This is a genomic window from Paracoccus sanguinis (assembly GCF_012689545.1).
GTDB classification, from domain to species: domain Bacteria; phylum Pseudomonadota; class Alphaproteobacteria; order Rhodobacterales; family Rhodobacteraceae; genus Paracoccus; species Paracoccus panacisoli.
The window spans coordinates 1,450,717-1,464,996 of record NZ_CP051542.1 but is presented as its reverse complement, the minus strand read 5'-3'; the positions used below and the strand labels follow the sequence as shown (position 1 = coordinate 1,464,996).

Here is a 14,280-nt window from a genome sequence, read left to right as displayed (position 1 = left end):
GGCCGCCCCGGACCTCGCGGGTATTTTTCCAGAAAGAGACCGGCGGGCCGGCTCAGAAGTCGACGGCGATGCCCTTGCGCTCGTAATCGCCGAAGCGCACCGGCTCGGGCCCGTCGCGGCCGCCGAGTTCCGGCGGCAGGTCGAGCGGCGCGGCCGCCTTGCGGCGGGCCTCGGCCTCGGCCAGCGCGCGCTGGGCGGCGGGCGGGAGGTCCGGTTTCGGCAGAGTCTCATCACTCATGGCGCATCCCCGGCTGATTGCGTAACGCTGACCCTCAGCTAAGCGCCGGGGACGCGATGGACAAGAACAAGGACAGGCCGCGGGGCGAACGGCAGCGCGGGCAGGACGGGCGGCGTCAGGGCCAGCGGCCGGGCCAGCGGCCGGGGCGGCGCGAGGCCGGGCCGGCGGATGCCCGCGCCGGGGCGCTGGCGCTGCTGGCCGCGGTGCGGGGCGGGGCGACGCTGGGCGAGGGCGCGGCGCTGCTGGACGGCTTGCCGCCGGGCGAACGGGCCCGGGCGCAGCGGCTGGCCGCGGCCACCCTGCGTGCCCGCGGCCGGGCCGAGGCGGTGCTGGCGCCGCTGCTGTGCCGGACGCCCGCGCCTGAGATCGGCGACGCGCTGGCGCTCGCCATCACCGAGATGCTGGGCTTGGGCGAGGCGCCGCACGGGGCGGTGAACGCCGCGGTCGAGCAGGTGCGCGCGCTCGGCCCCAAGGGCGCGGCGGCGGCGGGGATGGTCAACGCCGTGCTGCGCCGCGCCGCCGAGGCGCAGGCGGACTGGGACGCCGCCCCCGCGACGCGGCTGCCCGCGTGGCTGCGCAGCCCGGTGCGGGCGCGCTGGGGCGAGGCGGTGGCCGCGGCCATCGAGGCCGCGCACGAGGCGCTGCCGCCGCTCGACCTGACCGGCAAGCCGGGGGCGGCGCTGCCCGGCGCGGCGCTGCCGACCGGCAGTCACCGGCTTGAGCCGGGGGCGCAGGTGTCGGCGCTGCCGGGCTACGCGGCCGGCGACTGGTGGGTGCAGGATGCCGCCGCCGCGCTGCCGGCGCGGATGCTCGACCCGCAGCCCGGCGAGCGGATCGCCGATCTCTGCGCCGCGCCGGGTGGCAAGACGATGCAGCTTGCCGCCGCCGGGGCCGAGGTGACGGCGGTCGACCTGTCCGAGGCGCGGCTTGCGCGGGTGGACGAGAACCTCGCCCGCACCGGGCTGAATGCCAAGCTGGTCGCGGCGGATGCGCTGGCGTGGCGGCCCGAGGCGCCGCTCGATGCGGTGCTGCTCGACGCGCCGTGCTCGGCCACCGGGACGATCCGGCGCCATCCCGAACTGCCGCTGATCCGCGACGGGGCGATGATCCCCGAGCTGGTGCGCTTGCAGGCGGCGCTGATCGACCACGCGCTGGGGCTGATCCGCCCCGGCGGGCGGCTGGTCTATGCGGTCTGCTCGGTCCACCCGGCCGAGGGCGAGGCGCAGCTCGCGGCGGCGCTGGCCCGCCATCCGGGGCTGGTCGTCGAACCGCCGGCTGTGCCCGGCGTCGAGGCCGAATGGATCACCCCCGACGGCGCGCTGCGGACCCTGCCCCATCACTGGTCCGCGCGCGGCGGGCTGGACGGTTTCTTCGCCGTGCGGTTGCGGCTGCCGGGCTGAGGCCGCATTCAGGTTTGCGGTGCCGGGCCTCGCGGTGCAGACTGCCACCCATCCGGGGCACAACCCGGAACACATTCCGCGACACACGGCGAAAGGAAGAACGATGTTCACACGACGGATTCTGGGACTGGCCACCGCAGCGATGGTCGCCATGGGTGGCATGGCCGCGGCGCAGGACATGGCGTTCTTCCGCATCGGCACCGGCGGCACGGCGGGCACCTATTACCCGATCGGCGGTCTGCTGGCGAACGCCATCTCGGCGCCCCCCGGCTCGCGCGCCTGCGAGGACGGCGGCTCGTGCGGGGTGCCGGGGCTGGTCGCCTCGGCGCTAGCCGCGAACGGCTCGGTCGCCAACGTCAACGCGATCATGGGCGGGACGCTCGAATCCGGCTTCGCGCAGGGTGACGTGGCCGCCTGGGCCTACACCGGCACCGGCATCTGGGAGGGCAAGCCCAAGGCCGAGAAGCTGCGCGCCATCGCCAACCTCTACCCCGAGTCGATCCACCTGGTCGCCTCGGAAGGGTCGGGGATCAACTCGGTCGCGGACCTCAAGGGCAAGCGCGTCTCGCTGGACGAGCCGGGCTCGGGCACGCTGGTCGATGCGCAGCTGATCCTGCAGGCGGCGGGGCTGTCCGAGGCCGACATCCGGCCCGAGTATCTCAAGCCCGACCAGGCCGCCGACCGGATGAAGGACAACGCGATGGACGCGTTCTTCTTCGTCGGCGGCTATCCGGCCGGCGCGATCGCCGAGCTGGCCAGCCAGCACAAGGTGAAGCTGGTGCCGATCGACGGCGCGGTGGCCGACAAGGTGCTGGAGAGCAAGTTCTTCGCCAAGGACACCGTCCCGGCCGGCACCTATGACGGCAACGACGCCGACGTGGCCACCATCGCGGTGGGCGCGCAGTGGGTGACCTCGGCCGACCAGCCCGAAGAGCTGATCTACAACATCACCAAGGCGCTGTGGAACGACAACACCCGCAAGCAGCTGGATGCGGGCCACGCCAAGGGCAAGATGATCACCAAGGAGCACGCGCTCGACGGTCTGGGCATCCCGCTGCACCCGGGCGCCGAGCGGTTCTACAAGGAAGCCGGGCTGCTGAAGTAAGCCCATCATGACCGGGGGCCGTGCGGGCAGACCGCGCGGCCCCGCCACCCGCCGGCGCAAAGAACAACGACACGCCGCCGGCCGCACAGGGGACAGTGCCCATGACCAACCGCGAGACTGACCGCGACCCCCTCATCCAGGGCCAGCGCCCCGCCGATGCCGCACCCGGCGCGACGCCGGGCGGGCGGCTGTCGGATCATCCGCCGGGCCAGCGCCCCGCGCATTACGACGAGCCCGACCTGCTCAGCGCCGACGAGTTGCAGGCCATCGAGGAGAAGTTCGACCCCGAGCTGCGGTTCCGGGTCTGGCTGAAGCCGGTCGCCATCCTCGCCGGCGGCATCCTGTTCCTGCTCAGCTGCTATCACTATTACACCGCCGGGTTCGGCATCCCGCAGGCGACGGTCCACCGCGGGCTGCACATGGCGGTGACGCTGTTCCTGATCTTCATGGCGTTCTCGGCATCCGGGCGACAGGAGCCAGCGACCGGGCCGCTGTCGTTCCTCGGCGTGCCGGTGACCGACTGGCTGATGGGGATCGCGGGCGCGGTCACGGCGCTTTACGTGCCGTGGATCTATGCCGAGTTGGCCTTCCGGGTCGGCAACCCGAACACCACCGACATCGTGATGGGCACGGTGCTGATCATCGTCCTGCTCGAGGCGGTGCGCCGCTCGATGGGCTGGCCGTTGCCGGTGATCGCCATCCTGTTCATGGCCTATGCCTATTACGGCCAGTCGATGCCCGGCATCCTGGTCCACCCCGGCGCAAGCTGGGCCAACATCGTCAACCACCTGTATCTCACCAGCCAGGGCATCTACGGCACCGCGCTGGGGGTGATCGCCACCTATGTGTTCCACTTCGTCCTGTTCGGCGTCATGGCGACGCGGATCGGGCTGGGGCAGCTCTTCATCGACGTCGCGTCGGCGCTCGCCGGGCGCTATGCGGGCGGGCCGGCCAAGGTCTCGGTGCTCAGCTCGGCGCTGCTCGGCTCGATCTCGGGGTCGTCCATCGCCAACACGGTGACTACAGGGGCGCTGACCATCCCGGCGATGATCCGCATCGGCTATCCCCGCCACTTCGCCGCCGCGGTCGAGGCCGCGGCCTCGACCGGCGGGCAGATCACGCCGCCGGTCATGGGCGCGGTCGCGTTCCTGATGATCGAGTATCTCGGCCTGCCGCTGACCACGATCCTGACCGCCGCGCTGGTGCCGGCATTCATGCATTTCTTCGGGGTGCTGGTGCAGGTCCACCTCGAGGCGAAGCGGCTGGGCCTGCGCGGGCTGCACCGCGACGAGCTGCCGAACGCATGGCGGGTGCTCAAGGCGGGCTGGCTGTCGGTGCTGCCGCTGATCATCCTGATCGCGGTGCTGCTGTCGGGGCGGACGCCGTTCGCCGCGGCCTTCTGGTCGATCACCGCCTGCATCGTGGTGATGCTGATCCAGGACATCACCGCCCGCGGGCTGACCGAGGGGCTGCGCGCCTCGGCCCACGGACTGTTCGAGGGGTTTGCGCTCGGCGCCCGCCAGTCGCTGTCGGTGACGGCCGCGGCGGCGCTGGTGGGCGTGGTGATCGGCGTCGTCACGCTGACCGGGGTGGGGTTCAAGATCGCCTACATGGTGACCTCGATCGCCGCCGGCTGGGCGCAGTCGGTGTCGGGCTGGCTCGCGGTGCTGCCGTTCGAGCTGATGGGCGTCGACACGCTGACGCTGCTCTTCACCCTGATCCTGACCGGGATCGTCTGCATCCTGATGGGCTGCGGCATCCCCACCACGGCGAACTATATCATCATGGTCGCCGTGGCCGCCCCGGTGCTCGGCCTCTTGCAGGTCGAGCCGATCGTCGCCCATTTCTTCGTCTTCTACTACGGGGTGCTGGCCGACGTGACGCCACCCGTGGCGATGGCGGCCTATGCGGGGGCGGGGATCGCGGGGGCCAATGCCTTCAAGGCCGGCAACACCGCGTTCCGGCTGTCGATGGGCAAGGCGCTGGTGCCGTTCGTCTTCGTCTTCCAGCCGGCGCTGCTGCTGGTCACGCAGGACTTCACCTGGACGAACTTCGCGCTGGCCTTCGGCGGGGCGGTGATGGGGATCTTCGCGCTGTCGGCGGCGATCACCGGCTGGCTGTTCGCCTCGCTCAACATGCTCGAGCGTCTGGCGCTCGGCTTTGCCGCGATCCTGCTGGTGGCGCCCGACTGGGGGGCGACGGCGGTGGGGCTGCTGATCCTGGTTCCGATCGCGGTGCTGCAGCTGATGGCCGGACGGCGCGGCGCACCGGGGGCGGCCGCCTAGCCCCAGGCGACCTCGCTCAGGAAGATGTAGCCCGCGCCGTAGATCGTCTTGATCAGGCGCGGGTTCTTCGGATCCTCGCCGAGTTTGGTCCTGAGGCGCGAGATCCGCACGTCCATCGCCCGGTCGAAGCTGTCGCCCGCCGAGCCGCCGAGGCTTTCGAGCATCTGCGCCCGGCTGATGAGGCGGCGGGGGCTGTCGAGGAACATCCGCAGCATCTCGGCCTCGGCGTGCGAAAGCGGGGTCTCGGCCCCGTCGGGCGCGCGGAGGAGATAGCGGTCGAAATCCGCGCTCCACCCCGCGAAGCGGGCGGTCTGGGCGCCGCGGGTGGCGGCCTCGCGCGCCGGGCGGCGCAGGCGGGCGCGGATGCGGGCCACGACCTCGGCCGGGTCGAAAGGCTTGGTCACATAGTCGTCGGCGCCGAGTTCCAGCCCCGTCACCCGGTCCTGGACCTGCGCGCGCCCCGAGATGATGATGATCGCGGCGCCGGATTCGGTCGCCAGCCGATGCACCAGCGCCAGCCCGTCGCGGTCCGGCAGGCCGAGGTCGATGAGGCAGGCGTCGGGGGTCATGCGCCTGAGGGCGGCCTCGAACTCGGTGGCGCGGGCGAAGCCGGCGGTGCGGAACCCCGCGTCCTCGAGCGCCGCAGCCAGAAGCCGGCGGATGTCCGGCTCGTCGTCGAGGATGGCGATCAGCGGCGCGTCGGTCATGCGGTCGGTCCGTCGGCTTGGGGTGAGAGGGGGGGCGCGGCGGCCAGCGCGGCCCCGAGTGCGGCGCCGAGATCGGCGGACGAGAAGGGCTTGGTCAGCGTCGGCGCCGCCAGCCCTTCGCGCGCCGGATGCCCGGCGGGCAGCGCGGTCATCAGCACCAAGGGCAGGCCGAGGCCCGCCAGCGCCGCCCCCGAGCCGTCGCCGAGTTGCAGGTCCGACAGCACCGCGGTCAGCCCGGCGATGTCGCCCAGCGCCTGCGCCTCGGCAAGCGAGCCCGCCTCGAGCACCGCGTGGCCCATGCCGGTCAGCATCTCGCGGAAGCCGGTGCGCAGGTCGGGGTCGTCCTCGACCAGCAGCACCAGTTGCGGGGCGATGCGGCGCAGGGGCAGGCGCAGGCGCACGAGCCCGCCGGTGGCGCTGTTGGCCAGGTGCAGCGTCCCGCCGGCGCGCTTGGCGTGGTCGTAGACCATCGAGAGCCCGAGCCCCGACCCCGCGCGCCCGCCGCCCTTGGTGGTGAAGAACGGCTCGGCCCCGCGGGCCAGCGCCTCGGGCGAGAACCCCGGGCCGGTGTCGGCCACGGTCAGGTCGAGCCAGCCCGCCACCTCGCGCGCGGCCAGCGTGATCCGGCCGCCCCCCCCTTGGGCCATCGCATCGCGGGCGTTCAGGATCAGGTTCAACAGCGAATCCTGCACCGCGTCGGGGTCGAGCAGCAGCTCACCCCCCGCCACCGCCACGTCGAGGTCGAGCGTTACCCCCTCGCCCAGCGAGGGGCGCGCCAGCCGTGCCAGTTCCGCCATCAGCGCCGGCAGGTCCACCGGGCGCGGCGAGGGCGCGGCGCCCGTCACCATCCCCGCGATGCGCTGAAGAAGCGCGGCGCCGCGGTGCGCGGCGGCGAGGGTGGCAGCCACGTCCTCGGCCGCGTCGCGCGGCAGCGGCGCCTTGGCGAGGCGGCCCTGCAGCCCGAGGATGATGGTCAGCAGATTGCCGAAATCATGCGCCAGCCCCGAGGTCATCTGCGCGGCAAGGCTGCGCCGCCCGGCGTGGGCCAGCGCCTCGCGCGCCTGCACCTCGGCGGTGACGTCGGTCGAGAGCACATAGGCCCCGCGCCCGTCGCGGTCGGGCGTCAGCGCGATGCGGATGCGCCGGCCGGTGGGGTCGTGGGTGGTCTCGAACACCTGCGGCTGGCCGGCGAGCGCGGCATCGACGTGCGGGCGGATGCGCTCGAACGTCTCGCCCAGCACCTCGGACCCGGTGCGCCCGACGATCCGCGCGGGCGCGCCGGGAAACACCGCGCCGAGCTGGTTGTTCGAGAAGGTGTAGCGGTGCGCGCGGTCGATGTGGGCGATGTGGGCCGGGACCATCTCGACCACCTGCCGGGTGTGCGATTCGGTCTCGGTCAGCACGCGCTTGGCCTCTTCGAGGGCCGAGATGGTCGCGGCGAGCTGGCGGTTGGTGGCCGAGAGATGCTCGGCGTGGTCGAGCACCTGGGTCGAGAGCTCTTCCGAGCGGGCGCGCAGCAGCGCCTCTTGCGACTTGATCTCGGTGATGTCGGTGTAGACCGCGACCCAGCCGCCCTGGCTCAGCGGCGCGCCCTCGACGGCGATGATCCGGCCGTTGGGGCGGGCGCGCTCGATGTAATGGGGCTGGAAGGTGCGCGCCTGCTCGACCCGCAGGCGCACGGCGGCCTGCGCGTCGGGCTGGGGGCCGTATTCGCCGCGCTCGACGAGATAGGCGATGGTCGCCTCGAAGCTGGTGCCGGGGGCGGTCAGCGCGTCGGGCAGGTCGAACATCTGCTGATAGGCGCGGTTCGACACCGCCAGCCGCAGGTCGGCGTCGAAGATCGAGATCGCCTGCTGGATCAGGTTCAGCCCCGATTGGGTCAGTTCGGCGCGGCTGTCGTGCGAGACCATGCCAGACTGGCTAGCATCCCCCGTGGCCGCGCGGAAGCGTGAAACAATTCGTTGGATTCAGGCAAAACTCGGGCAAGGATCGGCCGGCAGGTTTGCAGCCGGCACAGGGTTGAGGAGAGCCCGGTGCCGCGGCCCAAAGCCGCCAGAGGGGGACAGATGAACGCCATGACACGGCCCGCTTCCGGGCCCGATTCGACGCCGGCTGCGGGTCTGCGGTCGATTCCGGCGCTGCTGGCGCGGAATGCGGCCCAGATGGGCGGCCGTCCGGCTTACCGCGAGAAAGAATTCGGGATCTGGCAGAGCTGGACCTGGGCCGAGGCGCAGGCCGAGATCCGGGCGCTGGCGCTGGGGTTCCTGGCGCTGGGGCTCGAGCGGGGCGATCATGTGGCGATCATCGGCCGCAACCGGCCGGCGCATTACTGGGCGATGGTGGCGGCGCAGATGTGCGGCGCGATCCCGGTGCCGCTCTACCAGGACGCGGTCGCGTCCGAGATGGCCTATGTGCTCGGGCACTCGCGCTCGCGCTTCGTGGTCTGCGGCGACCAGGAGCAGGTGGACAAGGTCATTGAGGCCGAAGAGACCGACCACACGGTCGACCAGATCCTCTACACCGACAAGCGCGGGATGCGGAAATACGACCATTCCCGTATGAACTGGCTGTCGGACGTGCAGGCCGAGGGCCGCGCCGCCGAACAGCGCCTGTCGGGCGAGCTCGAGGCCCGGATGGCCGAGCTGGATTACGACTCGACCTGCGTGATGCTGTACACCTCGGGCACCACCGGCAAGCCCAAGGGCGTGGTGCTGTCGAACCGCAACGTGATCGAGACCGCCCGCGCCTCGTCCGAGTTCGACAAGCTCAAGCCCACCGACGAGGTTTTGGCCTATCTGCCGATGGCCTGGGTGGGCGACTTCATCTTCTCGGTCGGGCAGGCCTACTGGACGGGGTTCTGCGTGAACTGCCCCGAGGGCGCGCACACGATGATGACCGACCTGCGCGAGATCGGGCCCACCTATTTCTTCGCCCCGCCGCGGGTGTTCGAGGGCCAGCTCACGAACGTCATGATCCGCATGGAGGACGCCGGGCGGTTCAAGAAATGGCTCTTTGACCACTACATGACGCTCGCCCGCCGGGTCGGCACCGCGCTGACCGACGGCCGCCCGGTCGGCGCCATCGACCGGCTGCGCTACGGCCTTGGCAATCTTCTGGTGTTCGGCCCGCTCAAGAACACGCTTGGCTATTCGCGCATCCGCGTGGGCTATACCGCGGGCGAGGCGATCGGGCCCGAGATCTTCGACTTCTACCGCTCGCTCGGGATCAACCTGAAGCAGCTCTACGGCCAGACCGAGGCGACGGTGTTCATCACCCAGCAGCCCGACGGTCAGGTGCGGGCCGACACGGTGGGCGTGCCCTCGCCCGGCGTCGAGGTGAGGATCGGCGAGAACGGCGAGGTGTTCTATCGCTCGCCCGGCACCTTCGTCGAGTATTTCAACAACCCCGAAAGCACCGCCTCGACCAAGGATGCCGAGGGCTGGGTGGCGACCGGCGACGCGGGCTTCTTCGAGCCCGGCAGCGGGCATCTGCGGATCATCGACCGGGCCAAGGACGTGGGCAAGATGGCCGACGGGTCGCTGTTCGCGCCCAAGTATGTCGAGAACAAGCTCAAGTTCTATCCCAACATCCTGGAAGCGGTGGTGCTGGGGAACGGCAAGGACTACTGCACCGCGTTCATCAACATCGACCTGACCGCGGTCGGCAACTGGGCCGAGCGCAACAACGTGGCCTATGCGTCGTATCAGGAGCTCGCCGGTCACCCGCAGGTCTATGCGACGATCAAGAAGCACGTCGAAGAGGTGAACGCCTCGGTGGCGCAGGACCCGATGCTGTCGGGCTGCCAGGTCCACCGCTTCCTCGTGCTGCACAAGGAACTGGACGCCGACGACGGCGAGATGACACGGACCCGCAAGGTCAAGCGCGGGGTGATCTCGGACAAGTACGCCGACCTGATCGCGGCGCTCTATGACGGGTCGGGCAGCGTCTATACCGAGACCGAGGTGACCTATGAGGACGGCCGCAAGGGCAAGCTGAGGGCCACGGTGCGGATCGAGGATGCGCGGGTGTTCCCGACCGCCCATGCCCAGCAGAAGGTTGCCGCCGAATGAGCCCCGTTGCCGACACCATCCTGCATTCCATGAACGTCATGCAGCCCCCCGCCGGCGCCGCGACCGACGAGGGCTACGTCACCCCGGACGGCCGCAAGATCGGCCCGGTGCTGATGGACATGCGCCACATCACCCTGCGCTTCGGCGGGGTGGTGGCGATCAAGGACATCAGCTTCGACATCCGCGAGGGCGAGATCCGCGCCATCATCGGCCCGAACGGGGCCGGCAAGTCTTCGATGATGAACGTCATGTCGGGCTTCTACGTCCCGCAGGAGGGCGAGGTCTGGTTCCGCGGCGCCAAGCGCCCGCCGATGCGGCCCTATCAGGTCGCCCGACAGGGGCTGGCGCGGACCTTCCAGAACATCGCGCTGTTCGACGGGATGTCGGTGCTGGACAACATCATGACCGGCCGCCTCACGATGATGGACGCGAGCCTGCTGTCGCAGGCCGTCTGGTGGGGCAAGGCCGAGCGCGAAGAGACCTGGCACCGCGAGAAGGTCGAGAAGATCATCGACTTCCTCGAGATCCAGAACATCCGCAAGACGCCGGTGGGGCGGCTGCCCTACGGCCTCAAGAAGCGGGTCGAGCTGGCCCGCGCGCTCGCGGCCGAGCCGAAGCTTCTGATGCTCGACGAGCCGATGGCCGGCATGAACGTCGAGGAGAAGGAGGACATGAGCCGCTTCATCCTCGACGTGAACGACGAGTTCGGCACCACCATCGCGCTGATCGAGCACGACATGGGCGTCGTCATGGACCTGAGCGACCGGGTGGTGGTGATGGATTACGGCAAGAAGATCGGCGACGGCACGCCCGACGAGGTGCGCAACAACCAGGACGTGATCGACGCCTATCTGGGGGTCTCCCATGACTGACGCGTGCCCGACGCCGGTTGCCGGCTTGATCAACCTGACCTTGGAGGCCCGCTGATGGACCAGCTTCTCTACGCATCCGAGGTGGTCGTGAACGGCCTCATGGCCGGGGTCATGTATGCGCTCGTCGCGCTCGGCTTCGTGCTGATCTACAAGGCCTCGGGGGTGTTCAACTATGCGCAGGGGGTGCTCGCGCTCTTCGCGGCGATGACGCTGGTGGGGATCCAGAACGGACAGGTGCCGTTCGCCCATCTGATCAACGCCACGACCGGCGCGCATCTCGAAGGGTTCGGCTGGACCGTGCCCTCGCTGCTGGCGATCCTCCTGACCGCGCTGGTCATGGTGGGGCTCGCGATCCTGATCGAAAGCCTCGTGCTCAAGCACCTCGTGGGGCAAGAGCCGATCATCCTCTTCATGGCCACCATCGGGCTTGCCTATTTCCTTGAGGGGCTGGGCGACATCATGTGGGGCGCCAACGTCAAGACGCTGGACGTGGGGCTGCCGCAGGGCCTGTCCGAGACGATGGAGAGCTGGACCGAGAGCCTGACCGGCTACGGTTTCTTCATCGACCGGCTGGACATCTGGGCGGCGATCATCGCGGCGCTTCTGGTCGCGGCGCTGGTGGCGTTCTCGCAATACACCAAGCAGGGCCGCGCCATGCGGGCGGTCGCCGACGACCACCAGGCGGCGCTGTCGGTGGGCATCTCGCTGCGCTTCATCTGGGTCATGGTGTGGTCGATCGCGGGCTTCGTGGCGCTGGTCGCGGGGATCATGTGGGGCACCAAGTCGGGGGTGCAGTTCTCGCTGTCGCTCATCGCGCTCAAGGCGCTGCCGGTGCTGATGCTGGGCGGCTTCACCTCGATCCCCGGCGCCATCGTCGGCGGGCTGATCATCGGGGTGGGCGAGAAGCTCTTCGAATACTTCGTCGGCCCTCTGGTCGGCGGCGCCACCGAGGCCTGGTTCGCCTATGTCCTCGCGCTTCTGTTCCTCGTGTTCCGGCCGCAGGGCCTGTTCGGCGAGAAGATCATCGAGCGGGTGTGAGGATGACGCACCCCCTCACCTGCGGCGCAGGCCTGCCCAGCTCGTTCTCTCTTGTTGAAATATCCTCCGGGGGTCCGGGGGTGGAAAACCCCCGGTTCGACCGCGCAGAAAGGACCGCCTGATGCTTTACCGTGAGGCCGGCGACTTCAAGACCAGCTACCGCGACGACAGCCAGACCTTTCCGCTCAAGCTCGACCGCTGGGGCTACTGGATCGTCCTCGCCATCGCCTTCCTGGTGGTGCCCTTCGTCATCACCGACTACTGGGCCAACTCGGTGCTGGTGCCGTTCCTGATCTACGCTATCGCGGCGCTGGGGCTGAACATCCTCGTGGGCTACGCAGGGCAGGTCTCGCTCGGCACCGGGGGGTTCATGGCGGTGGGGGCCTATGCCACCTACAAGCTGGCGACCTCGTTCCCCGAGATCTCGATCCTGATCCACATCGTGCTGGCGGGCGGGATCACCGCGGCGGTGGGCGTGCTGTTCGGCCTGCCGAGCCTCAGGATCAAGGGGTTCTACCTCGCGGTCGCCACGCTCGCGGCGCAGTTCTTCCTCGTCTGGCTCTTCAACAAGGTGCCGTGGTTCTACAACTACTCGGCCTCGGGACAGATCACCGTGCCCGAGCGCACCTTCCTCGGCCATTTCATCACCGGGCCGCAGACGACCGCCTCGGCCAAGTATCTCGTCTGCCTCGTCTTCGTGGTGCTGGTGGCCTGGATTGCCCGCAACCTCACGCGCGGCACCGCGGGGCGGAAGTGGATGGCGATCCGCGACATGGACATCGCGGCCGAGATCATCGGGGTGAACCCGCTGACCGCCAAGATCAGCGCCTTCGCCGTCAGCTCGTTCTTCGTCGGCATTGCGGGCGCGCTGTTCTTCGCCGTCTACCTGGGCGCCGCCGAAGCGGGCGAGGCCTTCGGCATCAACAAGTCGTTCCTGGTGCTCTTCATGGTCATCATCGGCGGCCTCGGCTCGATCTTCGGCAGCTTCGCGGGGGCGGCGTTCCTCGTCCTGCTGCCGGTGTTCCTCAAGAACGTCCTCGTGGGCTCGCTCGGCTGGCCCACCGACCTGGCCGCCCACATCGAGCTGATGATCGTCGGCGGGCTGATCGTGTTCTTCCTGATCGTCGAGCCGCACGGCCTCGCCCAGCTCTGGCGCCTGACCAAGGAGAAGCTGCGGCTCTGGCCGTTCCCGCACTGAGTTCTACCACCAAGACCGGGGGCCAACCCGGCACCCCAAATCACCCCCTGGGAGGAAACTGATGAAACTTCGCTTCGCTTCGCTGGTCGCCGCGGCGGTCATGGCCACCGCCGCCCCGGCGCTCGCCGACCTCGTGGTGCCGAACCTGAGCTACCGCACCGGCCCCTATGCCGCGAACGGCACCCAGTACGCCGACGGCTTCAACGACTACTTCACCCTGCTGAACGAGCGCGACGGCGGCATCGGCGGCCAGAAGATCGTCGTCCCCGAGTGCGAGACCGCCTACAACACCGAGAAGGGCGTCGAGTGCTACGAGTCGACCAAGGGCCAGGGTGCACTGGTCTATAACCCGCTCTCGACCGGCATCACCTATCAGCTGATCCCCAAGGCGACCGCCGACAAGATCCCGCTCTACACCCCCGGCTACGGCCGCACCTCGGCCCAGAACGGCAAGGTGTTCGAGTGGGTGTTCAACGCCCCCGCGAACTACTGGGACGGCGCCTCGATCATCGTCAAGCACCTGCTCGACGTGCACGGCGGCAGCCTCGAGGGCAAGAAGGTCGCGCTGCTCTACCACAACTCGGCCTATGGCAAAGAGCCGATCCGCACGCTGCAGGAGCTGGCCAAGAAGCACAAGTTCGAGCTGATCGAGGTGCCGGTCGATCCCGCCGCCGGGCAGGAACAGAAGTCCCAGTGGCTGCAGATCCGCCGCGACAAGCCCGACAACGTCATCATCTACGGCTGGGGCGTGATGAACCAGGCCGCGATCCAAGAGGCCGCGAACGTCCGCTATCCGATGGACCAGATCGTCGGCATCTGGTGGTCGGGCTCCGAGGTTGACGTGACCCCGGCGGGGGCCGGCGCGAACGGCTACAAGGCGCTGACCTTCCACGGCGCGGGCAAGGACTACCCGATCTACGCCGACCTGCAGAAATACGTCATGGACCCCGGCAAGGCCTCGCAGGGCGGCGCCAACGCGGGCACCGTGCTCTATTCGCGCGGGATGTATGCGGCCGTCGTGATCGCCGAGGCGATCAAGAAGGCGCAGGAGCTGGCCGGCACGCCCACCATCACCCCCGCGCAGCTGCGCGACGGGTTCGAGGCGCTGGACATCTCGCCCGCCCGCATGACCGAGCTGGGGCTGCCGGACTTCGGCCCCGAGGTGAAGATGTCGTGCGAGAACCACGGCGGCTCGGGCATGGCCCGGGTGCAGCAGTGGGACGCCGCAGCCGGCAAGTGGAACCTCATCACCGAGTTCACCGAGCCGGACAACGAGGTGATCGAGCCGCTGATCACCGCCGACTCCGAGGCGTTCGCCAAGGAAAACAACATCACGATGCGCTGCAACTGACGCGCGCGTGACGACG

Annotated in this window: 11 protein-coding genes; 8 read left to right on the top strand and 3 right to left on the bottom strand. The window is 69.7% G+C overall.

Annotated features, from left to right (window positions below; genetic code table 11):
* Window positions 1-52: 52 nt before the first annotated feature.
* Window positions 53-238: a DUF1674 domain-containing protein gene (locus tag HGN31_RS06955; RefSeq protein ID WP_036700788.1), complete on the bottom strand. Its 186-nt coding sequence runs from the start codon at window positions 236-238 to the stop codon at window positions 53-55.
* A 56-nt stretch (window positions 239-294) separates the two neighbouring features.
* Here HGN31_RS06955 and HGN31_RS06950 point away from each other — a divergent pair, with 56 nt between their 5' ends.
* From HGN31_RS06950 to HGN31_RS06940, 3 genes are all read left to right on the top strand, one after another.
* Window positions 295-1,638: an RsmB/NOP family class I SAM-dependent RNA methyltransferase gene (locus HGN31_RS06950; protein WP_081969099.1), complete on the top strand. Its 1,344-nt coding sequence runs from the start codon at window positions 295-297 to the stop codon at window positions 1,636-1,638.
* Window positions 1,639-1,741: 103 nt separating this feature from the next.
* A complete protein-coding gene (locus HGN31_RS06945; RefSeq protein WP_036700789.1) occupies window positions 1,742-2,743 on the top strand; it encodes a TAXI family TRAP transporter solute-binding subunit in 1,002 nt (333 codons plus the stop codon).
* Window positions 2,744-2,844: 101 nt separating this feature from the next.
* A complete protein-coding gene (locus HGN31_RS06940; RefSeq protein ID WP_168782750.1) occupies window positions 2,845-5,028 on the top strand; it encodes a TRAP transporter permease in 2,184 nt (727 codons plus the stop codon).
* On the opposite strand, the gene HGN31_RS06935 is transcribed toward HGN31_RS06940, so the two are convergent.
* Window positions 5,025-5,735 carry a response regulator transcription factor gene (locus HGN31_RS06935; RefSeq protein WP_036700790.1) on the bottom strand — a complete coding sequence of 237 codons (711 nt, stop codon included), beginning with the start codon at window positions 5,733-5,735 and terminating at the stop codon, window positions 5,025-5,027. The two genes, HGN31_RS06940 and HGN31_RS06935, sit on opposite strands and share 4 nt — an antisense overlap.
* Complete coding sequence (locus tag HGN31_RS06930) at window positions 5,732-7,645, bottom strand: hybrid sensor histidine kinase/response regulator (RefSeq protein ID WP_168782749.1); 1,914 nt, start codon at window positions 7,643-7,645, stop codon at window positions 5,732-5,734. Before HGN31_RS06930 ends, HGN31_RS06935 begins: the two co-directional genes overlap by 4 nt.
* A 165-nt stretch (window positions 7,646-7,810) precedes the next feature.
* Here HGN31_RS06930 and HGN31_RS06925 point away from each other — a divergent pair, with 165 nt between their 5' ends.
* The 5 genes from HGN31_RS06925 (at window position 7,811) to HGN31_RS06905 (ending at window position 14,264) form a co-directional block, all read left to right on the top strand.
* Entirely contained in the window at window positions 7,811-9,805 is a 1,995-nt protein-coding gene (locus tag HGN31_RS06925) for an AMP-binding protein (protein WP_052171683.1), read from the top strand.
* A gap of 38 nt (window positions 9,806-9,843) precedes the next feature.
* Complete coding sequence (locus tag HGN31_RS06920; protein ID WP_036732491.1) at window positions 9,844-10,677, top strand: ABC transporter ATP-binding protein; 834 nt, start codon at window positions 9,844-9,846, stop codon at window positions 10,675-10,677.
* 54 nt (window positions 10,678-10,731) lie between these two features.
* The gene (locus HGN31_RS06915) at window positions 10,732-11,715 is read left to right on the top strand and encodes a branched-chain amino acid ABC transporter permease (RefSeq protein ID WP_156127451.1); all 984 of its coding nucleotides are present in this window, start codon (window positions 10,732-10,734) and stop codon (window positions 11,713-11,715) included.
* A 121-nt stretch (window positions 11,716-11,836) separates the two neighbouring features.
* Window positions 11,837-12,913, top strand: a complete 1,077-nt coding sequence (locus HGN31_RS06910) for a branched-chain amino acid ABC transporter permease (RefSeq protein WP_036700793.1) — start codon at window positions 11,837-11,839, stop codon at window positions 12,911-12,913.
* A gap of 61 nt (window positions 12,914-12,974) precedes the next feature.
* Entirely contained in the window at window positions 12,975-14,264 is a 1,290-nt protein-coding gene (locus HGN31_RS06905) for an ABC transporter substrate-binding protein (protein ID WP_168782748.1), read from the top strand.
* The last annotated feature ends 16 nt before the right edge of the window (window positions 14,265-14,280 follow it).

Coding starts and splice junctions, on each gene's coding strand:
- HGN31_RS06925 (WP_052171683.1), top strand. CDS start 7,811: ATGACACGGCCCGCTTCCGGGCCCGATTCGACGCCGGCTGCGGGTCTG.
- HGN31_RS06945 (WP_036700789.1), top strand. CDS start 1,742: ATGTTCACACGACGGATTCTGGGACTGGCCACCGCAGCGATGGTCGCC.
- HGN31_RS06940 (WP_168782750.1), top strand. CDS start 2,845: ATGACCAACCGCGAGACTGACCGCGACCCCCTCATCCAGGGCCAGCGC.
- HGN31_RS06935 (WP_036700790.1), bottom strand. CDS start 5,735: ATGACCGACGCGCCGCTGATCGCCATCCTCGACGACGAGCCGGACATC.
- HGN31_RS06920 (WP_036732491.1), top strand. CDS start 9,844: ATGCAGCCCCCCGCCGGCGCCGCGACCGACGAGGGCTACGTCACCCCG.
- HGN31_RS06915 (WP_156127451.1), top strand. CDS start 10,732: ATGGACCAGCTTCTCTACGCATCCGAGGTGGTCGTGAACGGCCTCATG.
- HGN31_RS06910 (WP_036700793.1), top strand. CDS start 11,837: ATGCTTTACCGTGAGGCCGGCGACTTCAAGACCAGCTACCGCGACGAC.
- HGN31_RS06955 (WP_036700788.1), bottom strand. CDS start 238: ATGAGTGATGAGACTCTGCCGAAACCGGACCTCCCGCCCGCCGCCCAG.
- HGN31_RS06950 (WP_081969099.1), top strand. CDS start 295: ATGGACAAGAACAAGGACAGGCCGCGGGGCGAACGGCAGCGCGGGCAG.
- HGN31_RS06905 (WP_168782748.1), top strand. CDS start 12,975: ATGAAACTTCGCTTCGCTTCGCTGGTCGCCGCGGCGGTCATGGCCACC.
- HGN31_RS06930 (WP_168782749.1), bottom strand. CDS start 7,645: ATGGTCTCGCACGACAGCCGCGCCGAACTGACCCAATCGGGGCTGAAC.